Source organism: Psychrobacillus sp., assembly GCF_032154225.1.
Classification (GTDB): Bacteria; Bacillota; Bacilli; order Bacillales_A; family Planococcaceae; genus Psychrobacillus.
This window is the reverse complement of sequence record NZ_JALDYF010000018.1, coordinates 58,380-80,720: the sequence shown is the minus strand read 5'-3', so window position 1 is coordinate 80,720 and position 22,341 is coordinate 58,380. Positions and strand designations below refer to the sequence as shown.

Sequence of the window (22,341 nt, the reverse complement as noted above, 5' to 3'; positions counted from 1 at the left end):
GCGTTGTTAATGGGTAAGTGGGATTTTGCAGTAGATGAAGTGACAGGAAATACAACGCTATATGCGAAGTGGAATGTAACTCCTTTTGTGCTAACTTTTAATGCAAACGGAGGGACAGCAGTAGCCCCACAAGATGTTGCACCTAATGGAAAGGCAACACCACCAGTAGCCACGACAAACCCCGGTTATACGTTTGACGGATGGTACAAGGATGCGTTGTTAATGGGTAAGTGGGATTTTGCAGTAGATGAAGTGACAGGAAATACAATGTTATATGCGAAGTGGAGGAAAAATCAATCTTCTGGTGGAGGTGGAGGGTCCACTAATACTTATACGTTAACCTTTAGCTCAAACGGAGGGACAATAGTAGACGTACAAACAATCGCATATAGCGAAAAAGTAAGAATACCGCTAACACCGACAAGAAAAGGTTATACATTTGTTGGATGGTACAAGGAAGCAAAGTTAATTAACAAATGGAATTTCTCGACGGATGTAGTGACAGAAAATACAACATTGTTTGCGAAATGGGTTGATACTAATTCCATGTGTACAAACGGATCTAAGCGTCTATCTTTTCAATGGTCGAAAAAAATGAGTGAACCTGTCTCTACTTATTGTGTTAAAACAAGCTTATTTGATAAATATCTTCGATTGTTCAACCGATAAAAGTTATGTTGTGATGAATTTGATACAGCTAAAACTAAGCCACCTGTAAACTGATGTAAAACCTTTGCAGGTGGCTTAGTTGTAAAGTTCGCAAATTAAATTTTATAGTAAGTTAGAAGTTAATTATAAGATTTATTTTTATTTGTATTATACGGAACAAAAACGATATATTCATATAAAGTGCTTGAAAAGAGAGGAGGTTACCTATGTTTTTCTCTGTACAACTTATTTTTATGATTTTTTCAATAATCTTGATGTGTATTATTTTCTTCACTTTATTTAAGTTTAGGAAAGAACCTGCAGTCATTTATCTCTTGGGTTTAGTTATATGCCGTATTTTTTACGCAAGCAGTGTTATTTTAGAGAAGAGCAGCCATTTACTACAGGACAAGTTGATTTTTCGTAATATCCAGCAAACATCGCTTCTTTTTATTGTTCCACTATTTCTTTTGTTTGTATTAGAATTAACGGGTCGTAATAGAGTCATCAAAATTCAATGGAAGATTACTTTATTTTCGGTATTTATCTTATTCTCATTATGCACTTGGTTTGATTCGTATCTGCATATAGTCTTTTACACAGTAGAGTTAATCGATGGCCAATTAATTACGACAAGGACGATATATTCAAATATTTTCAATATCCTATGCTATAGCTCAATTGCTGTAAGTATCTATTTACTATTTAGATATGTGTGGACAATACATATTGATCTTCGTAAGCCGGGAATATTAGTTTTGCTGTTTGCTTCCATACCATTTGTTTTGGAAATTATTCGATTTGCTAATCCACAATGGTCAACATGGATAGGAACATTGTCGACTTTGTGTGGCATGACAGGTACATTAATGCTTTTAGTAATATTGAGATATAAATTCTTTTCAATTATTCCTGTCGCCAAGAATGTTGTGTTTGATACCTTTCAAGAAGGTATGCTAATTACGAATGCCTCGCAACGAGTCGTTGACGGCAATAAAAAAGCGATTCAATTTTTTTCGGAATTAGGTTATTCTAATTTTTATGGTAGACATGTATCGGAATTGTTGGAGCAATGGCCTAAGTGGTGTAGCCTAACTCACTCTTTACAGCAAGGCAGTGTAGAGATAGATACTTGGCTAAACAGCGAAAGGAAAATCTACCGTGTGAATGTTTATCCATTGAGCACATTGCCAAATCAAAGGCAAGGAAGTGTTTCGCTTATTGTTGATATAACGGAGCAGCAGGGGCATTTAGAGAAAATAGCACAACTTAATAAGCTGAAGGACCAACTGTTTACCATCGTTTCGCATGATATACGTAGCCCTTTAGCGATGCAGTTTCAATTGATAGAGTTGTTAGAAGAGGATCTAGATAGTTTTGATGCAGAGCATCTGCAGATTATAGTAAAGCTTGGGGAGCAAATACGTCACACACTTGGAATGTCTAATAATTTACTAGAATGGTTCCGCAGTCAGCGAGAAGATGTGGTGCTTCGTCCACAATTACTAGAGCTATCTGATGCAGTAGAAGAATGCTGTCAGTTATTAGGTATTAGTAGTGAGGCAAAGAACTTAAATATAAGTAATAGTATTCCTACTGGTACTTATGTATACGCTGATCGAGAAGTTGTTTTATTGGTCGTTCGGAATTTGTTGGCTAATGCGATTAAGTTCACTCCAGTAGGGGGTTCTATTCAGATAAATGCTCAGCTCTCTGGAAAAATGATCATTGTATCTGTCCGTGATAACGGAATTGGAATGGCGATCGAACAAGTTGAGCAACTATTTGTTGCAAGTCAGATTCATTCGTCTGTTGGAACTTTGGGAGAGGGAGGGGCAGGACTTGGCTTACTTGTAAGTAAAGAGTTCATACAACTAAGTGGAGAAAGTATTTGGGTGGAAAGTGTGCTAGGGCAAGGTAGTGTATTTTACTTTACTTTGAGAGGTGGAGCAGAGATATGAAAGTTCTTATCGTAGATGATGAGCCTATCATGTTGTTGGCCATGAAGCGAATGTTATCTAGTATAGGTGGTGTAGAGATTGTTGGTAGTTTTCAGGAAGTAAAAGAAGTACTTTCCTTCTGCCGTAATCATGAGGTCGACCTTGCATTTTTGGATATTGAAATAGGAGGAGAAGATGGAATCGAGTTAGCCCGCAACTTACGGTTTAATCACGCTGATCTTCCTATTGTGTTTACAACATCACACGCAGATTATGCAATCCAAGCATATGATATATATCCATTAGACTATATGATTAAGCCGGTTTCCAAAAAAAGACTCGTTCAAACAATTACGAGAGCAGCAAATAGAAGCTCCGTTAGTACTAGTCCAGTAGTAAATCGTTTAAAGGTCCAAGCTTTAGGTTGTCTTGAAGTGTGTAGTACACATCAAGGTCCAGTGAAATGGATGTCTAAAAAAAGTGAGGAGCTTTTTGCTTATTTATTATTAAATAGGGGTAGAAGTGTAATGAAAATGAAGGTAATAGAGAATATATTTTCAAATATGCCTTTTAAAAATGCAGAAACCTATCTTAATACAGCGACTTATCAGCTTAGAAAAGCACTGAGTATACACGGGTTCAAGGAGATTATCATCTCAGGTAAGGAGAAGTATCGTTTAAATCTAAGTCAAGTGGATGTGGATTTTATGCAATTTGAGCAAGGGGTAGAGCTACTATCCAAAATTAACAATGACAATGAAGCTGTTGCTAGGGAATTAGAGAAACAATTTGTTGGAGAATTACTAGAAGATCAATTTTTTACATGGGTAACTGTAGAGCGTGAAGGCTTGAATATTTTGTATGCATCCTATGCTAACGACCTTGCAAACTGGTTGTTTACTTGTGAGCGATACCAAGAAGCATTACAGATTGGGAAAAAGATTATTTCGTTCGATGCATTTAATGAGCGAGCTAATCGGCTATTGCTACATATATTTGAGGCGATGGGAGATAAGCATTCTTTACATAGCCATTATAATAAGTATGAACAAATGATGAAACAAGAGCTTGATCTTCAACCATCAAAGGACATGCAACTACTTTATTATAACTATAAATAATAGGAGAAACTGACACTCTTCATAAAAACTCCCGTTCACTTAGAATGGGAGTTTTTCATATTGTCCATCATTGATTTGCAACGATGACGAGTTTACCTTTGTCGAGTTCACTTTCAGCAGCAGCGGCTTCCTCTTTCGTTAAACCAGCTGCTTCCATTTTATTTCTTAATTCATCCCCGCGCGAAGCGAATATATTTTTCATACTTTCTAAAAATCCTTGGTCTCTCATCCCTACTTTTTCGGTATCTAATGCATCATTAATATCGTTCGATCTTTCCTTGAAGTGTGCAAAAATATAAATATTTTCCCTAGTATAGCCTTTCCCTTCTAAACTTTCTACCTCTTGTTTAGCCTGTATAGCATTTTCTACAGTTAACTTTATGGTCATTAAAACCCCTCCATTTTGTTCTTACAAGTATAACTTACCCCGAAGTTTGTAAAATAAACTCGAAATTTGCAATAAAGTATTTCTAAAATATGCGAGAGAAGTTACAATATAATTAATTATTAATAGAAAATTCAGAATCATTAAAGGAGCATGTATATGACGTTTTCAATTGTTGGTTTTGATCCGGAAACAAAAGAATTAGGAGTAGCTGTAGCTTCTAAGTTTTTGAGCGTTGGTGCTGTAGTTCCGTTTGCAAAAGCAGGAGTAGGTGCGATTGCCACACAATCATGGGCCAACTTAGATTATGGAAAACATGGGTTAGAGTTATTAGAAACAGGCATGGCTCCTGAAAAAGTGTTGGAAGAACTTCTTCAAAATGATGACAGCATAGCTTTAAGGCAAGTTGGAATGGTGGACGGGAAAGGAAAAAGCATTACTTTTACTGGTGCAGATTGTTATAACTGGGCAGGAGGAGTAGCTGGAGAAAACTTCGCAGTACAAGGGAATATATTAGTCGATGAGCAAACAGTCGAAGTGATGAAATCGACCTTTTTACAAGCACAAGGATCTCTAGCAGAGCGTTTATTAGCCGCTTTACTTGCAGGAGATGTTGCGGGTGGCGATAGTAGAGGGAAGCAATCCGCTGCTTTATTGATCGTAAAAGAAAATGGAAGTTATGGCGGTTACAATGATAAATTTATAGATTTGCGAGTAGATGACCATGGAGATCCTGTTCGTGAGTTAGTTCGGTTATTAAAGATGCATCGCTTATATTTTGAAGTAACAACATCAGAAGATGTCGTTGCGGTGGAAGGAGAGCTAGCAAGCGAACTCCAAAACTTACTATATGAAAATGGACATTTGGAACGCGAGCTTACAGATAGAGAGGATTTGCTAGATGCAGTACAGTCGTATCATTTAATCCAAAACTTTGATGAGCGCATACAGCCACGTGGAATGATTGATCGAAAAGTAGTGGAATTCATGCGAATAAAATGAAAGTGTATACCCAAAAAATGTAAAGGAGAAAAATAATGAAAAGTAAAATTTGGAAAGAGATAGTCATAACCGTTATACTTTTTACAACGATAGTATCTTTTTCACCGATTGCCCAAGGACAAACAACTTCCATCCAGCGGTCAATTGACGCAGTAAAGATGGAAATGAAGCAAGCAGCCTTAGCTTATGTAGAACCTGCCCTTGAAGGAGAAGTTATGCCAAGTTCTCCACTATACCCACTGTTAAATAGTGTGAAGAAAAACTACCAAGCAACAAGAAAACTTATTCTGGTATCTAATCTTTCTGAAAAAGCAAAGCAAGAAAAGTTACAAGAACTAGAAGTACTTTATGAAGAAAACATCGTCAAAGGGCTTATTCCGTATATCGATGCATATAACTACGCAATGAAATATTTAGAGCCTTTATTAAAAGAAGCAAAAGAAGCAGAAGCAAAAAATGACTTCGCAGCAGTCGAAAAAGCGTATCACAAACTTTCAGTCCAATTAAAATCAAGAACGTCCATTTTATATCGCTTCACAGGAAAAGCGCCTCGCGATCTACTGCTAGAAAGATATAAAAAGCCAGCAGAAATAACACGTAATGACCTAATCATTCCTGTAACGATTATAATGAAAGCTACAACTGCTCAACAATTACTACTCGCAGGGAAAAAAGAAGACGTGCAAAAAGCGATAGAAGAAATCCAAGCTCTAGCAGCTCAACTATCAAGTACAAATCCGTTCCACCAAGCATTACGAAAAGAATTGGATAGACTGCAAGCAATCGTATTGCCAGTACTACCACCATCAGTAGTGCCAACACCACCATTAACAGGCGGGGATGGAGGAGATAATAGCGGACCATCCAAATCAAGCATTTCTACTATTAAAGTAGTTACAGTAGGTGGGGTTGCTGGAACGGTAAATGTGTCGGATGCTAAGGTATATAACGTCGAGCTACCAATAGGGACAATTTTAGCAAACCTAACAGCGGCAAATATTGTTGCAACACCAACACATGCAAAAGCAACAGTAACAGCAACAACGATTGATGAAGGTGCTACTTGGCAAGTAGTTGTTACCGCAGAAAACGGTAGATCTACTACAACGTATACGATCAACGTAACTGTAGTTGCCACCCCTAGCGTAAAATTAGAACTAGGTTCACTAGGAATGGCAGGGGATAAAAGAATCACAGGTTTAACTGCAACAACTAAATACGTAGTAACAGAAGGGACAAAATTCTATGGAGTATTGGCTAACGGAACATTAAGTGCCGGGCAAACGATCAAAGAAGAAGCAGAAAAATTAGCAAAAGTTCTAATTGGGACAGAAATTACCAATTTAACAAATGGAACTTCTTACAAGGTTGAAGTAGCAGCAAATACAATTGCAGAACAGTTCTCAGATCCAAATCTAGCAGCAGCTATTGCAGGTTGGATGGGAAAAACCGTCGAAGATCTGATTACAAAGGATAAAATTAATGCCAGCTTGGTTGATACTCTCTATCAAGTGAACATAAGTCATAAGGGTATCAAGAAAATGGACGGATTTGATATTTTTAATGGAACAGATTTAGAATCATTGGAATTAGAGGGTAACGAGTTGACTAGTTTCAGTTTAAACGGATTACCAGGTTTGCTAACTTTGAATGTGATTGGAAATCAACTGCTGGACTTAGATATAAGTGTTTTTCCAAATTTAATAGGACTAGGAGTAAGTGATAATCCGTTATTGGAGTTAGATGTAAGTGGTTCACCAAGTTTGAAATGGGTGTTTGCCAAAAATACTCTCCTATATGAGTTAGATGTAACAGGTTTAGTGGACTTACAACTTTTATATGTATCCCCATTAACGGCCAATGCAATAACAGGAGAGGAAATGCTGCCAAAATTAGTCGATAGAGATTTTTAATTAAATTTTCACATAAGTTTTAACTTAAGAAGCTGCCCTCAAAAGTCATCAAAAGACTTGTGAGGGCAGCTCTTTTTATTTTCATAAATTCAATAAAAATGTAATTAACAATATGAATCTAGTGAGTGAATATTTTTTCGAAAATCCAAGTTTATGAAATAGGTATTTGGTCGCTACTAACATTTGTCAGTATTGTGATAATAAAAAACCTCGTTTATCCTTTAAGAAAGTGTATAGATCAAAAACACTCAAAAGGGGAGCTAAACTATGAAAAACAAACTATGGAAAGAATTGATTGTAGCCGTTTTACTCATTTCGACAATCGTATCTTTTTCACCAGTTGCCTACGGAGAAACTACTTCCGTCCAACCAGCAATTGATGTTGTGAAAATGGAAATGAAACAAGCAGCGTTAGCCTATGTAGAGCCTGCATTAAAAGGGGAGCTTGTATCGAGTTCTGCACTTTACCCACTGTTAAACAGTGTAAAGAAAAACTATGAAGCAACTAAAAAAATCATTCTGGCATCTAATCTTTCAGAAAAAGAAAAGCAAGCGAAGCTAAAACAACTAGAAGCACTGTACGAAGAAAAAATCGTCAAAGGACTTATCCCATACATCGATGCGTACAACTACGCAACGAAATATTTAGAGCCTTTATTAAAAGAAATAAACGAAGCAGAAGCGAAATATGATTTCCTAGCAGTGGAAAAAGCGTATCACAAACTTTCAGTCCAACTAAAATCAAGAACGTCCATTTTATATCGCTTCACAGGAAAGGCACCTCGTGATCTACTGCTAGAAAAATATAAAAAACCAGCAGACGCAAAACGTGATGAACTAGTGTTTCCCGTAACGATTATAATGAAAGCTACAACTGCACAACAGTTATACCAAGCGGGCAAAATAGAAGAAGTAAAAAAAGTATTAGAAGATATCCATGCTCTAGCAGCTGAACTATCTAGTACAAACCCGTTCCACCAAGCATTACTAAAAGAATTGGAAAGACTACAAGCAGTTTTCTTTCCAACACTACCTCTTACTCCAGTGGTACCGATACCGTCAGTAACACCACCAGCAACAGGAGGAGGCGGCGAAGGTAATAGTGGACCGTCCAAATCAAGCATTTCTACTATTAAAGCAGTTACAGTAATTGGGGTAGCTGGAACGGTAAATGCGTCGGATGCCAAGATATATAACGTCGAACTACCAATAGGGACTATTTTAGCAAACCTAACAGCGGCAGATATCATTGCAATGCCAACAAACGCAAAAGCAACGACGGGAACGGCAACAACGACTGATGGTGGTGCTACCTGGCAAGTATTCGTTACCGCAGAAAACGGTAAGTCTACTACAATGTATACAATCAACGTAACTGTCACTCCTAGCGTAAAACTAACATCGGATTCAATAGGATCAGCAGGGAATGGAAAAATAACGGGTTTAATTGCATCAAATAAATATGTAGTAACCGAAGGAACAAAAATCTACGGTGTATTGGCTGATGGAACATTAAGTGCAGAGCAAACCGTAAAGGAAGAAGCAGCAAAGTTAGCGGCACTTCTAACTGGTACAGAAATTACTGGTTTAACAAATGGGGTTTATTACAAAGTAGAAACAGCACTAAAAACATTTGCAGAACAGTTCCCTGATCCAAACTTAGCATTTGGTATTGCAGTTATGATGGGAAAACAAGTAAATGACACATTTACAGAGGACGAAATTGATAAGAGATTGGCTGTGTTGTCCTATAGTTTATACTTAACTGGTCGAGATATTTCAAGTATGGCTGGTTTTGATATTTTTAATAAAAATTTAAAAATACTGATTATGGAACAAAATCCTAATTTAAAGAGTCTAGATGTAAGTGGATTGACTAACTTGCAATATTTGAATGTAAATAATAGTGGACTAATGAGTCTAAATATAAGTGGTTTAAGTAATTTGAGAACAGTGTCTATCAATTATAATAACCTATCAAGTTTAGATGTAAGCAGTTTAAAGAGCTTAAACTCATTGTCTGTTAGTAACAATAACCTAACAAGTTTAGATGTAAGCAATTTAAAGAGCTTAAACTCATTGTCTGTTAATAATAATAACCTAACAAGTTTAGATGTAAGTGGTCTGGACGGATTGACGCAATTAAACGCAAGTCCACTAACAGGAGATAAAATAAAAAGCACGGATTCACTAACACTTTTGAGCTATCATTTGCCAGAAACTTTAGTAGCGATCGGTTCAACACCTGGTGCGGTACCAGGGGATAAAAAAATTACTGGTTTAGTTGAAACAAATAAATATGTAGTAAAACGTGGATCAAATTACTTCAGTGTATTGGCCAATGGAAGTTTAAGTGTAGTGCAAACTACTAGAACAGCAGCAGAATCATTAGCACAACCGCTGGCCGGAACAGAAATTATTAATTTAGTGAATGGTTCTTCTTACAAAGTGGAAAAAGTACAAATAATTCCTTGAAATTGAAATATTTAAGAAGCTGCCCTCCAAAGTCATCAAAGAGACTTTTGAGGACAGCTCTTTTTCAATATATGCTACAATTAAAGAAGTATTGTAAATAATTATTTAATCGTTGGGACAGATAAGAAATTTAGAAGATGGAGTGAGTAAACATGTTAAGTGCATTTAAAACTAGAAAAGAAGATATCGAAAAGTTTAACCAAAAAATTGACGAGTTAAATTCCAAGCTGGATGCAAAAGATAATGAATTTCAAATATTTCTCAACGAATTACATAAAGAATTAATATCTACGATAGAGCAGCATGATTTAGTAAATGATCAACATATGGTTTTGGGAAAAATGGTTGGGAAAATACTAAAAGAATTTAATAATGTAGAAGAAAGTACAGTTAAATCCAACGATATAGCGGATAATGCGTTAGCTAAAAGTACTTCTCTAATCACATCATCAGATGAAATGGTTACATTATCTCAAAAAAGTAAAGAAGCAGTTGATGGCGTAGAAAAGCTAATTGATACATTGGGAGAGCAATCTCAAAAAACTTCTTCGAGTATGAATGAGCTAAGTGAGCGTTCGAAACAAATTGCAGATATCGTGAATGTTATTAGTGATATTTCCAATCAAACGAATTTATTGGCATTAAATGCTTCTATTGAAGCTGCACGCGCTGGTGAACATGGGAAAGGATTTGCGGTAGTTGCTGATGAGGTACGAAAACTAGCTGAAAGTACGAAAGCAAGTACAGCAGATATAGCAGATCTCACACTTAAAATACAAGAACAAATATCGGGAGCGGTTGAAGGCAACCAAGCGAATATGCAATTGGTGAACGAAGGTATAAAAACAAGCTCAGAAACATCTGAACAAATCAACTCATTGCTACAAATAATTCAAAATGTGCAAGGCGAAGTCAGTGAATTACTAAACTTTATAAAAAGCCAAAAAACATCGAACGAAGACGTGATTAATAAATTCAAAGCAACGACGACTCTTTTTGATGAAACGAATAAAATATTAATGAATCATATAGATGAATCTGAAGTCGTTACTGTGAAATTGCTACAAGCAGTCGATAAAGTGAAAGGTTTTCCAACCTCTAAATAAAAAATTTACCAGGTTCTTAGACAAGTTAAAATTGTCAAAGAACCTGGTATTTTATTTTTTGGATTTTATTAATATGCTAAAAGCATTGATTTAAAGGGCTTTTTATCCAAATGGACGAACTTTTCGATGTAGGGTATTTTATTTTCAGTTGAATTTTTGAGAAGTTTAAGAGATTTGTAAGAGGTGTTGTTTATAATGAGGATAAGTTTGGCTAGATAATGGGTCAAACGATGTTATCTAGTAATGAAAGAAGGTATACAGCTATGAAAGATCCAACAGATAAATTATTAAAGCTAGCGGCAGACTATACGAACAAAGAATTAGAGGATATTTCTTTCTCCCTTTTCGAAGCATTTATTGTCATGCAAATAACCCGAAATGGGGATATTAAGAAAGTAAGTGATCGTTTTTTAACGACTTTTAATTATTCTATAGAAGAAATAGAATTGCTAAAATTAGAAGCGATTATTGGAAATGATATAAATTCCTATTTTTTACCTAGTGTAAGTGAGGGGTTAGAAAAGAAACAGCATTGGTCTGGCCGATTATATTTGCAAAATAAGCAATCTGAACCAATCAACTCCATGGTGCATGTAATAGTGGAAAGACATTCTGCGGATTATTTACTGTTCATAGCGCCGATGAATAATGTGAGTGAGCATGAGCGTTGGAAAGAACTTGCCCTGACGGATGAACTGACAGGATTGCCAAATAAAAGAAAGTTCCAGGAATGGATTTCGTACCAATTAGAAAAGAATGCTCGTATTAAGTCTACATTTGGCCTTTTATTTATTGATATTGATGAATTCAAGTTGGTTAATGATGTATATGGTCATGTCGTGGGTGATAAGTTTTTAATCGAGTGCGCGGTAAGGTTCATGGATGTGCTAAAAGGAAATGATCAAATTTTTCGCAAAAGTGGGGATGAATTTCTCATTATAATTGAAAATGTGGAGCAAATGGATGAAATTTGCGATGCAATTCATAAGCAATTTGCTAAACCTTTTCATATAGATAGTAAATATATTCCTGGCAGTGTAAGCATTGGTAGCGCGGTTTATCCTGAGAATGGTAAGGGCGAAGAGTCGTTAATGAATTTTGCAGATAGAGCGATGTATGAAAAGAAGAAAGAGAATAAGTTACGAGGTAAAAACGATAAAGCAAAAAATTTGAATGACTGAATGTTTCCGTGTATTTTAAGTATAGAATATAAAAAAGATTGATTAACTAGGGAATGGGTGGGGGAGTATGGAAAACAAAGAAGAGCAAATCACAAGTTTCAAGGCAGCGATGGGTAATTATCCGACGGGGGTTACGGTAGTTACAGCGTACAATCAACAAAATGAACCGATGGGCATGACTGTGAATTCTTTTGCGTCAGTATCGTTAGAGCCATTGCTTATTTTATGGTCTGTTGATAAAAAGTCCCACCACTATGAAGATTTTATAAAAGCAGACCGTTTTGCTGTGAATATACTAGGAGCAAATCAAGGGGATTTGTGCACGTTATTTTCGAGTAAAGTAGAAAATCGATTTGGTCAATGTAATTGGGAAAAGTCAGCGATGGATCTTCCAGTGCTAGCGAATTCATTGTCCGTACTGCAATGCAAAACAGCTCAACAAATTGATGCTGGTGACCACACGATATTAATAGGTGCAGTTCAGCATATAAAAAATGAAGAAAAAGAGCCGCTGTTATATCACCGCAGAACAATTGGCGCTATTCCAAAAGAGTTTTATAAATAAATGAAAAAGGTTGTCTTCCATAGCGGAGACAACTTTTTTTGAAGAAAATTTTGGAGTATCTCCGAAAACCTCGAAGTAGTCATATTCTTTCAAGTTAAAATTTAGATATAAATGTATTTAATGTATTACTTTATGTGATTTGAGAAGGTGTAATAATTTTTAGTTGGAATTTTAGAGCATTTAGTTGGAAAATATTCGTCACTACAAAAATCAACGAGCAAGCTTTTTGTTTTTTGCTCGTTTATAAACATAGTAAAGCAATACAGTAACAAAAATGATAAGCAAAAGAACATATTCATCAAACTCTGACGATAAAATTCCAGCAGGGATTAGAGCGAGAATGAAAAAATACAAAAAATTTCCTAAAGCAGTTGCCAATAAAAACGGAAACAATCGTACTGTACTTAGTCCAGCTAAAATATTGATCAAGCTAGTTGGCACTAGGGGAAATAGGCGTACTTGGAATACATATGCAAACGCATTTGCATCTACTTTAGCAATCAATTTCGAATTGAATTTTCCAATAATCATGTTTTGAAAAATATATCGAACCGCATAAAAAACAATAACAGAGGAAATAACGCTCGTTATCCAGCTCAACAAAACCCCATTTATAAATCCAAAGAGAGTAACGTTGATTGTAATGACAAGAAGTAGCGGAATGACAGTAAAAGAGTGCTGAATCAGCATTATTGTAAACATAAACATGATTGCATACCAGATATTTTTATTTAAAAATTGATGGATTGCATCTACATCATGATCTAATAATAAGGAGAATACATCTTTATTTAATCCAATAAATAGCGCTAAAAATAGTAGACCACCCACTATTAATAACTGTTTTTTTGTAAGTTTACTCATAACTTTTTTCATTTGTCACAGATCCTTTTGTCTAGTGTAATATTCGTGAGAGAATTTCATTTTAATGTATTGAATCATGAGCAAAATAGAAAAACTAAATTTAACTAAGTATGACATAAAACTACGTGCTACACTAGTAATATCAAAACGGAAAGCTTAGGAGGCGCAATGTGAAAATTTCGAGAAAGTTATTGGCGAGTGCTGTAGCAATCATGATGTTAAGTGGAACTGTTTTTATTCCAATATCGGAAGATTCTACTGTTGAGGCAGCTTCTTCTTATGCCAATTTGCAAAATACGATTAATGGAATTATGACCGATAGCAGGATAAAAAACGCTTCCTCTAGTGTGACAGTTAGAAAAGCTTCAACAGGGGAAGTTATTTATGAGCATGGTTCGGATAAAGAAATAACACCAGCTTCTTCCCTAAAGCTATTAACTGCTGCAGCTGCATTAGATACACTGGGGGAAAACTATCGTTTTACAACTTCCGTGTTAACCGCTGGAAAAGTAAAAAATGGGACACTAAATGGGGATTTGTATTTACGTGGTCGAGGAGATCCGACTTTATTGAAAAAACATTTGGATAGCTTTGCGGATGGGTTAGTGAAGCAAGGGATCAAACATGTTTCAGGAAATTTAGTTGGAGATGATACATGGTTTGATGCTGTCCGATTATCGGCTGGGATTTTAGCAGAGGACGAACCTTATTATTACGCAGCACCAATTTCGGCATTAACGTTGTCGCCAAATGCAGATTACGACGCAGGATCTGTCATTGTAGAAGCCAAGCCAGCGACAAATGGGAAGGCGACGAAAGTAACTTTAACCCCGACAACAAATGTGCTACAAGTTGTAAATAAATCTAAGACTGTACCAAAAGGACAGAAAAACACATTAAAAGTAACGCGTGAAGTTGGAACAAATAAAGTGATGATTACTGGAAATTCTCCTATAGGTTCTGCGGGGAAGAAAGAGTGGATTTCTGTAACAAATCCAACTAGCTATGCACTTGATATTTTTAAAAAGTCATTAGCGGAAAAAGGCATTACGTTTGCGGCATCTTCCAAAGTAACTCATGGAAAAGCACCTGGAAATGCACGTGCATTAGTATCGAGAAGCTCCATGCCGCTAAAAGATTTAATCATACCATTTATGAAACTAAGCAACAATACGCATGCGGAAGTGTTAGCAAAAGAAATGGGCAAAGTGAAATACGGAGAAGGTAGTTGGGACGCGGGTTTACTCGTGATGAATGAGTATGCGCAATCCATTGGTCTTGACTACACGCAGTGGAAATTGGAAGATGCCTCGGGTATGTCCTATTCCAATAAAACTACGTCCAATCAATTAACACAGCTCTTATATTTTGTTCAGTCGGAGCCATGGTACAACACATATTTAAAAGGCCTACCAATTGCAGGTTCGCCTGATCGAATCGTTGGTGGAACATTGCGCAATAGGTTAAATAAAGCCCCAGCAAAAGGGAACATTTTGGCGAAAACAGGAAGTCTAGAAAACATCAAATCTTTAGCAGGCTATGCAAAAACAAAAGATGGAGAAACGCTCATTTTCACTGTTTTAACAGAAAAAACGAAATCGAGCACAATTCCAGTTATTGATCAAATAGCAACGGCAATTACAAACTCAAAGAAGTAAATAGCTATCATGATTTGAAGAAGCTAAAAAAATAGTAGAGCGTGGTATTTGGGGATACAGCCAAGTACCACGCTCTTTTTTCGATCAAATTATTATTCAAGTTTATGGTACGGGTGTTTGTAGTCGCCAACATATCATGGGCTTTAGAAGTGTTATATAAATGCTTAATACTTTGGAAATCCTTGTTGACACTGTCCAACCAATTAACTTACTCCTCTTCTATCTTTAAAGATAGTATATGTGAAAGTGAAAGTGTAAGTGAATGAGTGAATGGTTGGGATTGAAAAAAAGAAAAATGGTTTTAGTAGCAACTTATCTTGAATATTAAAGACAGGCACTTTAAGGTATGTTAAATCTATAAAAGGTTAAGCAAAAAAACAAAAGATGAAGAAACAGCAACAGTTTTGCAAAATTAGAGAAGCAATCGAGGTGAAAGAGATGAAAAAATTAGTAGCGTAAGTATGGAAGGTCTAGTAAATCCATTACCTTAGCATTGAATGTTCACTAATTTTCACTATAATGAGTAGTGAGGTGAATGGATTGGCGCGAGAACGGAAGTTTACAGATGAACAATTATTTAATGCTACTAAAAAGATGATTATTAATGATGGCTATGAAGCATTTACTTTCAGTCGATTAGCGGCAGTCTTACATGTTTCAAGAGGCAGCATTTATAAATATTATGAAAATAAAGATGAGTTAATTTCGGAGTTTTTAATGTACGAAATGAATCGCTTTTTACATGATTTTCAAGGTTTAGATATCAGCAGGGACTTCGAGGAGCAAGTAGAACAATTAATAGACTTCATTTTTAAACATAGTAATATTCATCATGTGATGGAAATCATTCATCAAATACCTAATAATACAACTCAAAGAGCAAAAAGAAATAAATTAAAATTAAATGAATATCATATAGAGATGTATCAACGTTTTCAAGGTTTTCTTGATATAGGAAGATCCCAACAAAAGCTAAAAAAACAATTGCCAGATGGCATTATACTAGGGATGATATTTCAAACAATTGCTATTCCTAATCATTTTGGTATTGCTCAAGAAATTTGGATCACATCGATAAAAGAGATAATATGCAATGGAATGATTGAAAAATAATAATTGACACCACTGTCATTTTGAATCATACTAACTGTGACAGTAGTGTCATTTATTTCCGACTAAAGTGACACTACTGTCACTTTAGTCGGAAGTGTAGTAAGTTTTTTTGAAATTGATCATACTTAAAAATAGGATGTGAAAGAATGTTTTTAGCTTGGAACGAAATAAAAAAGAATAAATTACGATTTATATTAATTATAGGAATTTTAATGCTAGTTTCTTATCTAGTATTCTTTTTATCTGGATTGGCAACTGGCTTGCAAAACCTCAATCGGGAATCGGTAGATAAATGGGAAGCAAATGGAATTATTTTAACAGAAGAATCCGATAAAAGTTTAGGTCAATCATCCATTATTCTTGGTGATGCACTTAATGTTGGTACCAATGATATAGCCGTTCTAGGCCAAATTAATGCAATTGCAAGCAATGGCAGTACTAAACAAAGTGTAGCGATTTTCGGTATCAAAAAAGATCAATTCATCATGCCGAATGTAATAGAAGGAAAAGAATTCTCGGCTAAAAACGAAGTCATTGCAAGCGATACGTTAATGGACGAGGGGTTTAAGTTAGGAGATGAACTAACTTTATCCTCAACAGAAGAAACGTTGAAAATTGTAGGCTTTACCGATGAAGCACGATTTAATGCAGCGCCTGTGCTTTACAGTGAATTATCAACATTACAATCGCTCAAATTTGGGGAAGCTGCGGAGCAAAATAAAGATATTATAAACGGTATTGTTCTACGTACAGATGATTTGTCTTCCATTAAATTAAATGATGGTTTAGAAGTAATTGAACTAGAGACTTTTATCAAGAACTTACCGGGCTATACGGAACAAAACTTAACATTAACCTTTATGATTTATTTTTTATTTGTAATTTCAGCAGTAATTGTTGCTATTTTCTTATACGTTTTAACAGTTCAAAAAATAAGTATGTTTGGCGTAATGAAAGCCCAAGGGATTTCCAATAGTTATTTAGCGAAATCAGTTGTCGCACAAACGTTTATTTTAGCCGCTATAGGAGTAACAGTCGGGTTTATATTAACAATAGTTACCGGTTACTTCCTCCCGAGCGCTGTTCCAGTATCATTTGACTACATGACAATGATTATTTATGGAGTTATCTTCATACTAGTTGCAGTATTAGGAGCATTTTTTTCTGTTTTAACTATCGTAAAAATCGATCCGCTGAAAGCGATTGGAGGGTAAATAATGGCTGTTTTAGAGTTCAATAAAGTAACAAAATCGTTTGGATCAGACCATAAAAGAGTAGAGGCACTGAAAGAAACGAACTTTCATGCAGAAAAAGGAGAACTAATCGCAATAATTGGCCCATCAGGCTCAGGAAAAAGTACCTTTCTAACGATAGCTGGTGGCTTGCAAACTCCTACTGAAGGAGAAATTATTATTAACAGCCAAAACATTACTAAGCTAAATGAAAAAAAACGCTCTAAAGTTCGTTTGAAAGATATTGGATTCATCTTACAAGCATCGAACTTAATCCCTTTTCTGACTGTAGACAATCAAATGAAGCTACTCGATAAAGTGAAAAAAGGAAATATGTCAAAGACTGAATTGGAGCAGCTTTATAATGATTTAGGTATTGAGGATCTTCGTCATAAATATCCAGCTGATTTATCGGGTGGTGAGCGTCAACGAGTAGCTATTGCTAAATCTTTATATAGTAATCCTTCGATTATTTTAGCGGATGAACCAACAGCATCGCTTGATTCTGAACGTGCATATGAAGTGATGGAGCTTTTGAAAACAGAAACAAAAAATAAAAATACAACAACAATTGTAGTAACGCACGATATTCGTCTAATCGAATATTGCGATAAAGTATACAAAATGACAGACGGCGTTTTAACATTAGAAAAATAACTACACTGAGTACACCTGACATTATAACGATGTCAGGTTTTTTTTGGAGAAATTATACGATTTTATAAATGAAAAGAAATACCTTTTTAGAGTACTTTCTAAACATTCCTACATTTATAACCGATAATTAATTGTATGGTTTTTTTTCTAGTATAAAATTTTGCTGATTTTCGAGGGGGAGAGATTAGAAGATGAAACGTAAATCGTTAAGTACGAAGATGGCATTAATGCTTGTCGGGATAATGCTATGTGTATTTTTTGCGGTAACAGCATTATTTACTTTTAGCACACTTACAACTGTTCAAGACTCTGTTAGAAGCCAGGCAGTGACAACCGCAGATTATTTAGCAACCAAAATTGACGGAGATGTATACAAAGCATTTCTAGAAGAACCGACAGAAAGTGATACATATTGGGAATTGCGTAATCAGCTTGTTAATTTATTGGATAGCACGGGGGTACTTTACCTTTATGCGCTGAAGGCTGATACGAACTCTGTAAATATAATGTTGGATGGATACGAAGAGGGAATGGATGGTGCAGCAACCATTGGGCAAGAAACAACTGGAACTAAATATGAAGATGTTAGTCCAGTTTTAAAAGGCAATTCTGTTAGTACTAAAGTGATTGATGATCCAGAGTTTGGCAGTTATTTATCTGCTTTTGCACCGATAAAAGACGGCAGTGGAAATATTGTTGGAATTTTGGCGGTTGATGTTGCAGCAGAGGATGTAAAAGTAATTCAAGCAAATTTATTTAAAACGACTATTCCTATTGTAGCCGTCATATTTTTACTTATCATCGTCATTCTTTCTGCAATTTTTTATATATATACGAAACGAACGCTAGCGCCACTTGGTGTTGTAAGTGATGCATTAGGTGATTTTGCAGAAGGCAAATGGACGACCGCATCGAAAAAAGTAAGCAACATTAAGTTTCGTTCAGAAAATGAAATTTCTGCATTGGCAAAATCGTTTTTGTCTTCGCATAGACAGTTAAGTACTGTCATGGATGAGATGACTAGCCATTCTGCACAAGTGTTACATTCGTCTACACAACTTTTTCAGACTATTGAAAACACGATGGAGACGAATCGTTTGATCAATACGAACATGGTTGAGTTAGCGGAAGGAAGCGCAAAATCATTACAGAGTAGTGAAGAGTCGGTTACTGCACTTGAAGAAATGTCGATTGGTATTCAAAAGATTGCAGATTCAGGAAATGATATGTCGAACACTTCAAATGATGTGACAATTTTTGTTCGCGAAGGGTACGAAAATTCTAAACAAGTAGTTGAAAAAATTAAAGACGTTCAAAAAATGGTTCTTCAAACAGGTGGCAAAGTAGAAGAGTTAAGTAGTCAATCTAAACAAATACAAGAAATTACAAATGTAATGACAGGCATTGCAGAGCAAACGAATCTTCTAGCGTTAAATGCAGCAATTGAAGCTGCACGTGCAGGCGAGTTTGGTAAAGGATTTGCGGTAGTTGCAGACGAAGTAAGACGATTAGCTGAACAGTCGAAACAATCAGCGGAGGAAATACGTTCTCTCATAGATAGTTTTGAAAATGTAACGAATGATGTCAGTTTGGTTATGAGTGAAACATCGTCCAAAGTTACAGAAGGTACTGTAGCGGTAGAAGAAATAGGGGAAATGCTTAAGCATGTAGTTGACACAGTTAATGAGATTAATATCGATATTCAAGAAACTTCTGCAGTGACAGAAGAAATGTCGGCAGGTTCTGAAGAAATCCTTGCTGCTTTTGAAAATATCAAAGGATTCGCAAGTGATGCCGCTACTCAAACGGTAGAAGTAGCAAGTTCTACAGAAGATCAAACGAAAGCAATGGGCTCATTGGAGAAAATGAGTAATGATCTTCAAAAAGTCGCACATTCTTTAAATGATTTAATTGAAAGATTTGAATAAGAAAAGCGTAAGCGCCTATGTCTCCCCTGTAAGGTAAGTGAAGAAAAGCGAGGAGACAGTTCTCCAGCCCACCGCGGATTTTTCAGATTTGACCCGAGGGGCTAGGCGCAGAAGCTAGACAATTACTAAGTTTGAAAGTGTATTCTTTATTAAATAAAAAGAGCAAGCCAAGTAAATTTGGTTCGCTCTTTTATTTTGTCGAATAAACCTTTGCAGTTTAGGGAAAAGTACTTAAATCAAAAATTTTATGACCAAGTGTGTGATTATTTATTTACCTCAATTGATTTTATTTCCATAAGTTCAGACACTGTCAGGAACTGGTACCCTTGCTCTTTGAGTTTTGGAAGAATTGTTTTTAATGCGGTTACGGTTTGAGAGCGATCGCCTCCTGCATCATGAAATAAAACAATATCTCCTGGTTTAGTACCAGTTAATACTGTTTGAACAATATGATCTACACCTGGCCTTTTCCAATCCTCTGTATCCTGATGCCATGACCACATAATCACCTTGTATCCATTTTCTACGGCAGTATTAATAATTTGATCATTGTAAGTTCCTCCTACTGGGCGATAATTCATAGGGGAAATACCAGTAATATCATGGATAACTTCATTTGTCATTTTTAATTCCTGTTCCAATTTTTCAGGTGTAATTGAGAGAGGGTGAGTATATGTGTGATTTGCTATTTCATGACCTTCATCGTTTATTTGACTAATTAGTTCAGGAAGCTTTTTTGCACGTTCACCTATGACGAAAAATGTAGCCTTTGCATCATATTCAGCAAGCAATTCTAAAATCTCTGTTGTATAAGTTTTGTGTGGACCATCATCAAAGGTAAGAGCTACAACCTTTTCATCCGTTTTGATCTCCCACAGAACATGTCCTTTCTTCTCATAATATGGTCTTCCTTTATCCATTGCAAAAGTAACATAGGCAAAAGAAAAAAACAAAATGATTAAAACGCCAATTTTTATTGGTAATGACTTCACGAGCTGTTCCTCCTGACCTTGCTTGTTTAACGGAACGTGTATTTAAATTTATTATCCGCAAAATACAATGGAATATACGAAGAGTTTTTTTGTGAATTTTGCTTGATAATATAAAAATTAAGTGCAAATAGTAAACTGAGAATTGGATGATATGTTTGACCTTTTTAAAAAGATGTATTATGATATCTTTAATTCGAGATAATTTTTTTGAAGGGAAAATGTACATATTAGAGTTTGCGAATTGGTAAGAGAATGGAAGTGAACAATTCAATGAACGAGCATAATGAAGTGGATCTAATTCCTACGTTAGAGGAATATAAGATGATCTGGGAGAATACAAATGATGCTATTTTTATGTTAAGGAAAGACGGTTCGATTATTCAAGCAAATCCTGCTTTATATGAAATATTAGGCTGGAGGCTAGAAGAAGTAGAAGGTTTAATAAAAATACCTTTTTTCATGGATGATTTCACTTCCAAAGAGCATGAAAAACAGTTGGAACTATTAAAAAGCGGCGAGAGTATTCCTTATTTTGAGACAAAGCGTAAGCATAAGGATGGAACTATTAAAGATGTGCTGGCATCCTACCGAGCGGTAAATAAAGGAGACGTGTTAGCAGTTGCAATGTATAAAGATATTACAGAAGAAAAAAAGACGAAGCAAATGCTTGAAATTACGGAAAATTGTTATCGAGTATTAGTAGAACATTCTCCTGATGCCATTCTGGTGCAAAATAACGGGATGATGACTTTTGCAAATATAGAAGCAGTTAAAATGATTGGCGCACAAAGCATAGATCAAATTATTGGCAAGTCGATATTGGACTATATCGAAATAACAAATCCGGACAATCAAAATGACTTGAATCGTATTTTCGAACAAGCAGAAATGGTGAAAATGGCGCCGATAGTTGAGCGACTTGTTAGATTGGATGGCACGAAAATTTGGGTAGAAATTATTGCACTTCCTGTACAGTTTGAAGGAGAGGTTGTTATCCAAGCCATTCTTCGAGATGTCACAGTAAGAAAGTATTATGAGGATCAACTAACTTATATGGCGACTTATGATCCAATGACAGGAGTCATTAATCGAAGTGCCTTCATTGAAGAGTTGGATGAAACAATTGAACTAGCAAAATTTTCAAAGGAAAAGTTCGCTTTACTATACTTAGATTTGGATAAGTTTAAGGAAGTTAATGATTCACTTGGTCATGGAGTAGGAGATTCGTTACTTGTAGAGTTTGCAAAAAGAATGAAAGTAAATGTTCGTCATCAGGATGTAGTTGGAAGAATTGGTGGGGATGAGTTTCTTATTTTAATCAAAGATATTGATATGGAAAAAATAGAGGGTATTGTGAAAAGAATGCATGCTAGTTTTAGCAATCCTTATTTGATCCATGGCAAAGAAGTTATTTCTACATCCAGTATCGGTATTGCGCTATATCCAAAGCATGCAAACAGTTCAGAAAAGCTAATGAATATTGCAGATCAAGCACTCTATCAGGCAAAAAAAGAGAGAAACAAATATAAATATTATAATGAAAATGGGTAATAGATAGAAA

At 35.6% G+C, this 22,341-nt stretch carries 18 protein-coding genes; 15 read left to right on the top strand and 3 right to left on the bottom strand.

Annotated features, from left to right (window positions below):
- The 3 genes from RUH95_RS17890 to RUH95_RS17880 form a co-directional block, all read left to right on the top strand.
- On the top strand, positions 1-669 hold a 669-nt coding region (locus RUH95_RS17890; protein WP_313894260.1), incomplete at its 5' end, for an InlB B-repeat-containing protein.
- Positions 670-875: 206 nt separating this feature from the next.
- On the top strand, positions 876-2,609 hold the full coding sequence (locus tag RUH95_RS17885) for a sensor histidine kinase (RefSeq protein ID WP_313894259.1): 1,734 nt from the start codon (positions 876-878) through the stop codon (positions 2,607-2,609).
- Positions 2,606-3,709, top strand: a complete 1,104-nt coding sequence (locus tag RUH95_RS17880) for a response regulator (RefSeq protein WP_313894258.1) — start codon at positions 2,606-2,608, stop codon at positions 3,707-3,709. The genes RUH95_RS17885 and RUH95_RS17880 overlap by 4 nt, the downstream gene beginning before the upstream one ends.
- A gap of 67 nt (positions 3,710-3,776) precedes the next feature.
- On the opposite strand, the gene RUH95_RS17875 is transcribed toward RUH95_RS17880, so the two are convergent.
- Positions 3,777-4,097 carry a YflT domain-containing protein gene (locus RUH95_RS17875; protein ID WP_313894257.1) on the bottom strand — a complete coding sequence of 107 codons (321 nt, stop codon included), beginning with the start codon at positions 4,095-4,097 and terminating at the stop codon, positions 3,777-3,779.
- Positions 4,098-4,253: 156 nt separating this feature from the next.
- On the opposite strand from RUH95_RS17875, the gene RUH95_RS17870 reads away from it, so the two are divergent.
- The 6 genes from RUH95_RS17870 to RUH95_RS17845 all read left to right on the top strand — a co-directional run bounded on the left by RUH95_RS17870 (position 4,254) and on the right by RUH95_RS17845 (position 12,336).
- Positions 4,254-5,096: a DUF1028 domain-containing protein gene (locus RUH95_RS17870; RefSeq protein ID WP_313894256.1), complete on the top strand. Its 843-nt coding sequence runs from the start codon at positions 4,254-4,256 to the stop codon at positions 5,094-5,096.
- Positions 5,097-5,131: 35 nt separating this feature from the next.
- Positions 5,132-7,009 carry a hypothetical protein gene (locus RUH95_RS17865; RefSeq protein WP_313894255.1) on the top strand — a complete coding sequence of 626 codons (1,878 nt, stop codon included), beginning with the start codon at positions 5,132-5,134 and terminating at the stop codon, positions 7,007-7,009.
- A gap of 267 nt (positions 7,010-7,276) precedes the next feature.
- Positions 7,277-9,484, top strand: a complete 2,208-nt coding sequence (locus RUH95_RS17860; RefSeq protein WP_313894254.1) for a hypothetical protein — start codon at positions 7,277-7,279, stop codon at positions 9,482-9,484.
- 152 nt (positions 9,485-9,636) lie between these two features.
- Positions 9,637-10,590 (top strand): methyl-accepting chemotaxis protein, encoded by a 954-nt coding sequence (locus RUH95_RS17855; RefSeq protein ID WP_313894253.1) that lies wholly within the window; start codon positions 9,637-9,639, stop codon positions 10,588-10,590.
- A 230-nt stretch (positions 10,591-10,820) separates the two neighbouring features.
- Positions 10,821-11,771 (top strand): GGDEF domain-containing protein, encoded by a 951-nt coding sequence (locus tag RUH95_RS17850; RefSeq protein WP_313894252.1) that lies wholly within the window; start codon positions 10,821-10,823, stop codon positions 11,769-11,771.
- Between the two features lie 67 nt (positions 11,772-11,838).
- On the top strand, positions 11,839-12,336 hold the full coding sequence (locus tag RUH95_RS17845) for a flavin reductase family protein (protein ID WP_313894251.1): 498 nt from the start codon (positions 11,839-11,841) through the stop codon (positions 12,334-12,336).
- 210 nt (positions 12,337-12,546) lie between these two features.
- On the opposite strand, the gene RUH95_RS17840 is transcribed toward RUH95_RS17845, so the two are convergent.
- Entirely contained in the window at positions 12,547-13,212 is a 666-nt protein-coding gene (locus RUH95_RS17840; protein WP_313894250.1) for a TVP38/TMEM64 family protein, read from the bottom strand.
- Positions 13,213-13,370: 158 nt separating this feature from the next.
- On the opposite strand from RUH95_RS17840, the gene dacB reads away from it, so the two are divergent.
- The 5 genes from dacB to RUH95_RS17815 all read left to right on the top strand — a co-directional run bounded on the left by dacB (position 13,371) and on the right by RUH95_RS17815 (position 19,788).
- On the top strand, positions 13,371-14,858 hold the full coding sequence (dacB, locus tag RUH95_RS17835) for a D-alanyl-D-alanine carboxypeptidase/D-alanyl-D-alanine endopeptidase (protein WP_313894249.1): 1,488 nt from the start codon (positions 13,371-13,373) through the stop codon (positions 14,856-14,858).
- A 540-nt stretch (positions 14,859-15,398) separates the two neighbouring features.
- Positions 15,399-15,971: a TetR/AcrR family transcriptional regulator gene (locus RUH95_RS17830; protein WP_313894248.1), complete on the top strand. Its 573-nt coding sequence runs from the start codon at positions 15,399-15,401 to the stop codon at positions 15,969-15,971.
- A 146-nt stretch (positions 15,972-16,117) separates the two neighbouring features.
- Positions 16,118-17,185, top strand: coding sequence for an ABC transporter permease (locus RUH95_RS17825; protein WP_313894247.1), 1,068 nt, complete (start codon positions 16,118-16,120; stop codon positions 17,183-17,185).
- Between the two features lie 3 nt (positions 17,186-17,188).
- Entirely contained in the window at positions 17,189-17,860 is a 672-nt protein-coding gene (locus RUH95_RS17820; RefSeq protein WP_313894246.1) for an ABC transporter ATP-binding protein, read from the top strand.
- Between the two features lie 191 nt (positions 17,861-18,051).
- Positions 18,052-19,788, top strand: coding sequence for a methyl-accepting chemotaxis protein (locus tag RUH95_RS17815; protein ID WP_313894245.1), 1,737 nt, complete (start codon positions 18,052-18,054; stop codon positions 19,786-19,788).
- A 263-nt stretch (positions 19,789-20,051) separates the two neighbouring features.
- On the opposite strand, the gene RUH95_RS17810 is transcribed toward RUH95_RS17815, so the two are convergent.
- A complete protein-coding gene (locus tag RUH95_RS17810; protein ID WP_313894244.1) occupies positions 20,052-20,780 on the bottom strand; it encodes a polysaccharide deacetylase family protein in 729 nt (242 codons plus the stop codon).
- A gap of 258 nt (positions 20,781-21,038) precedes the next feature.
- Here RUH95_RS17810 and RUH95_RS17805 point away from each other — a divergent pair, with 258 nt between their 5' ends.
- Positions 21,039-22,331 carry a sensor domain-containing protein gene (locus RUH95_RS17805; RefSeq protein WP_313894243.1) on the top strand — a complete coding sequence of 431 codons (1,293 nt, stop codon included), beginning with the start codon at positions 21,039-21,041 and terminating at the stop codon, positions 22,329-22,331.
- Positions 22,332-22,341 lie beyond the last annotated feature (10 nt).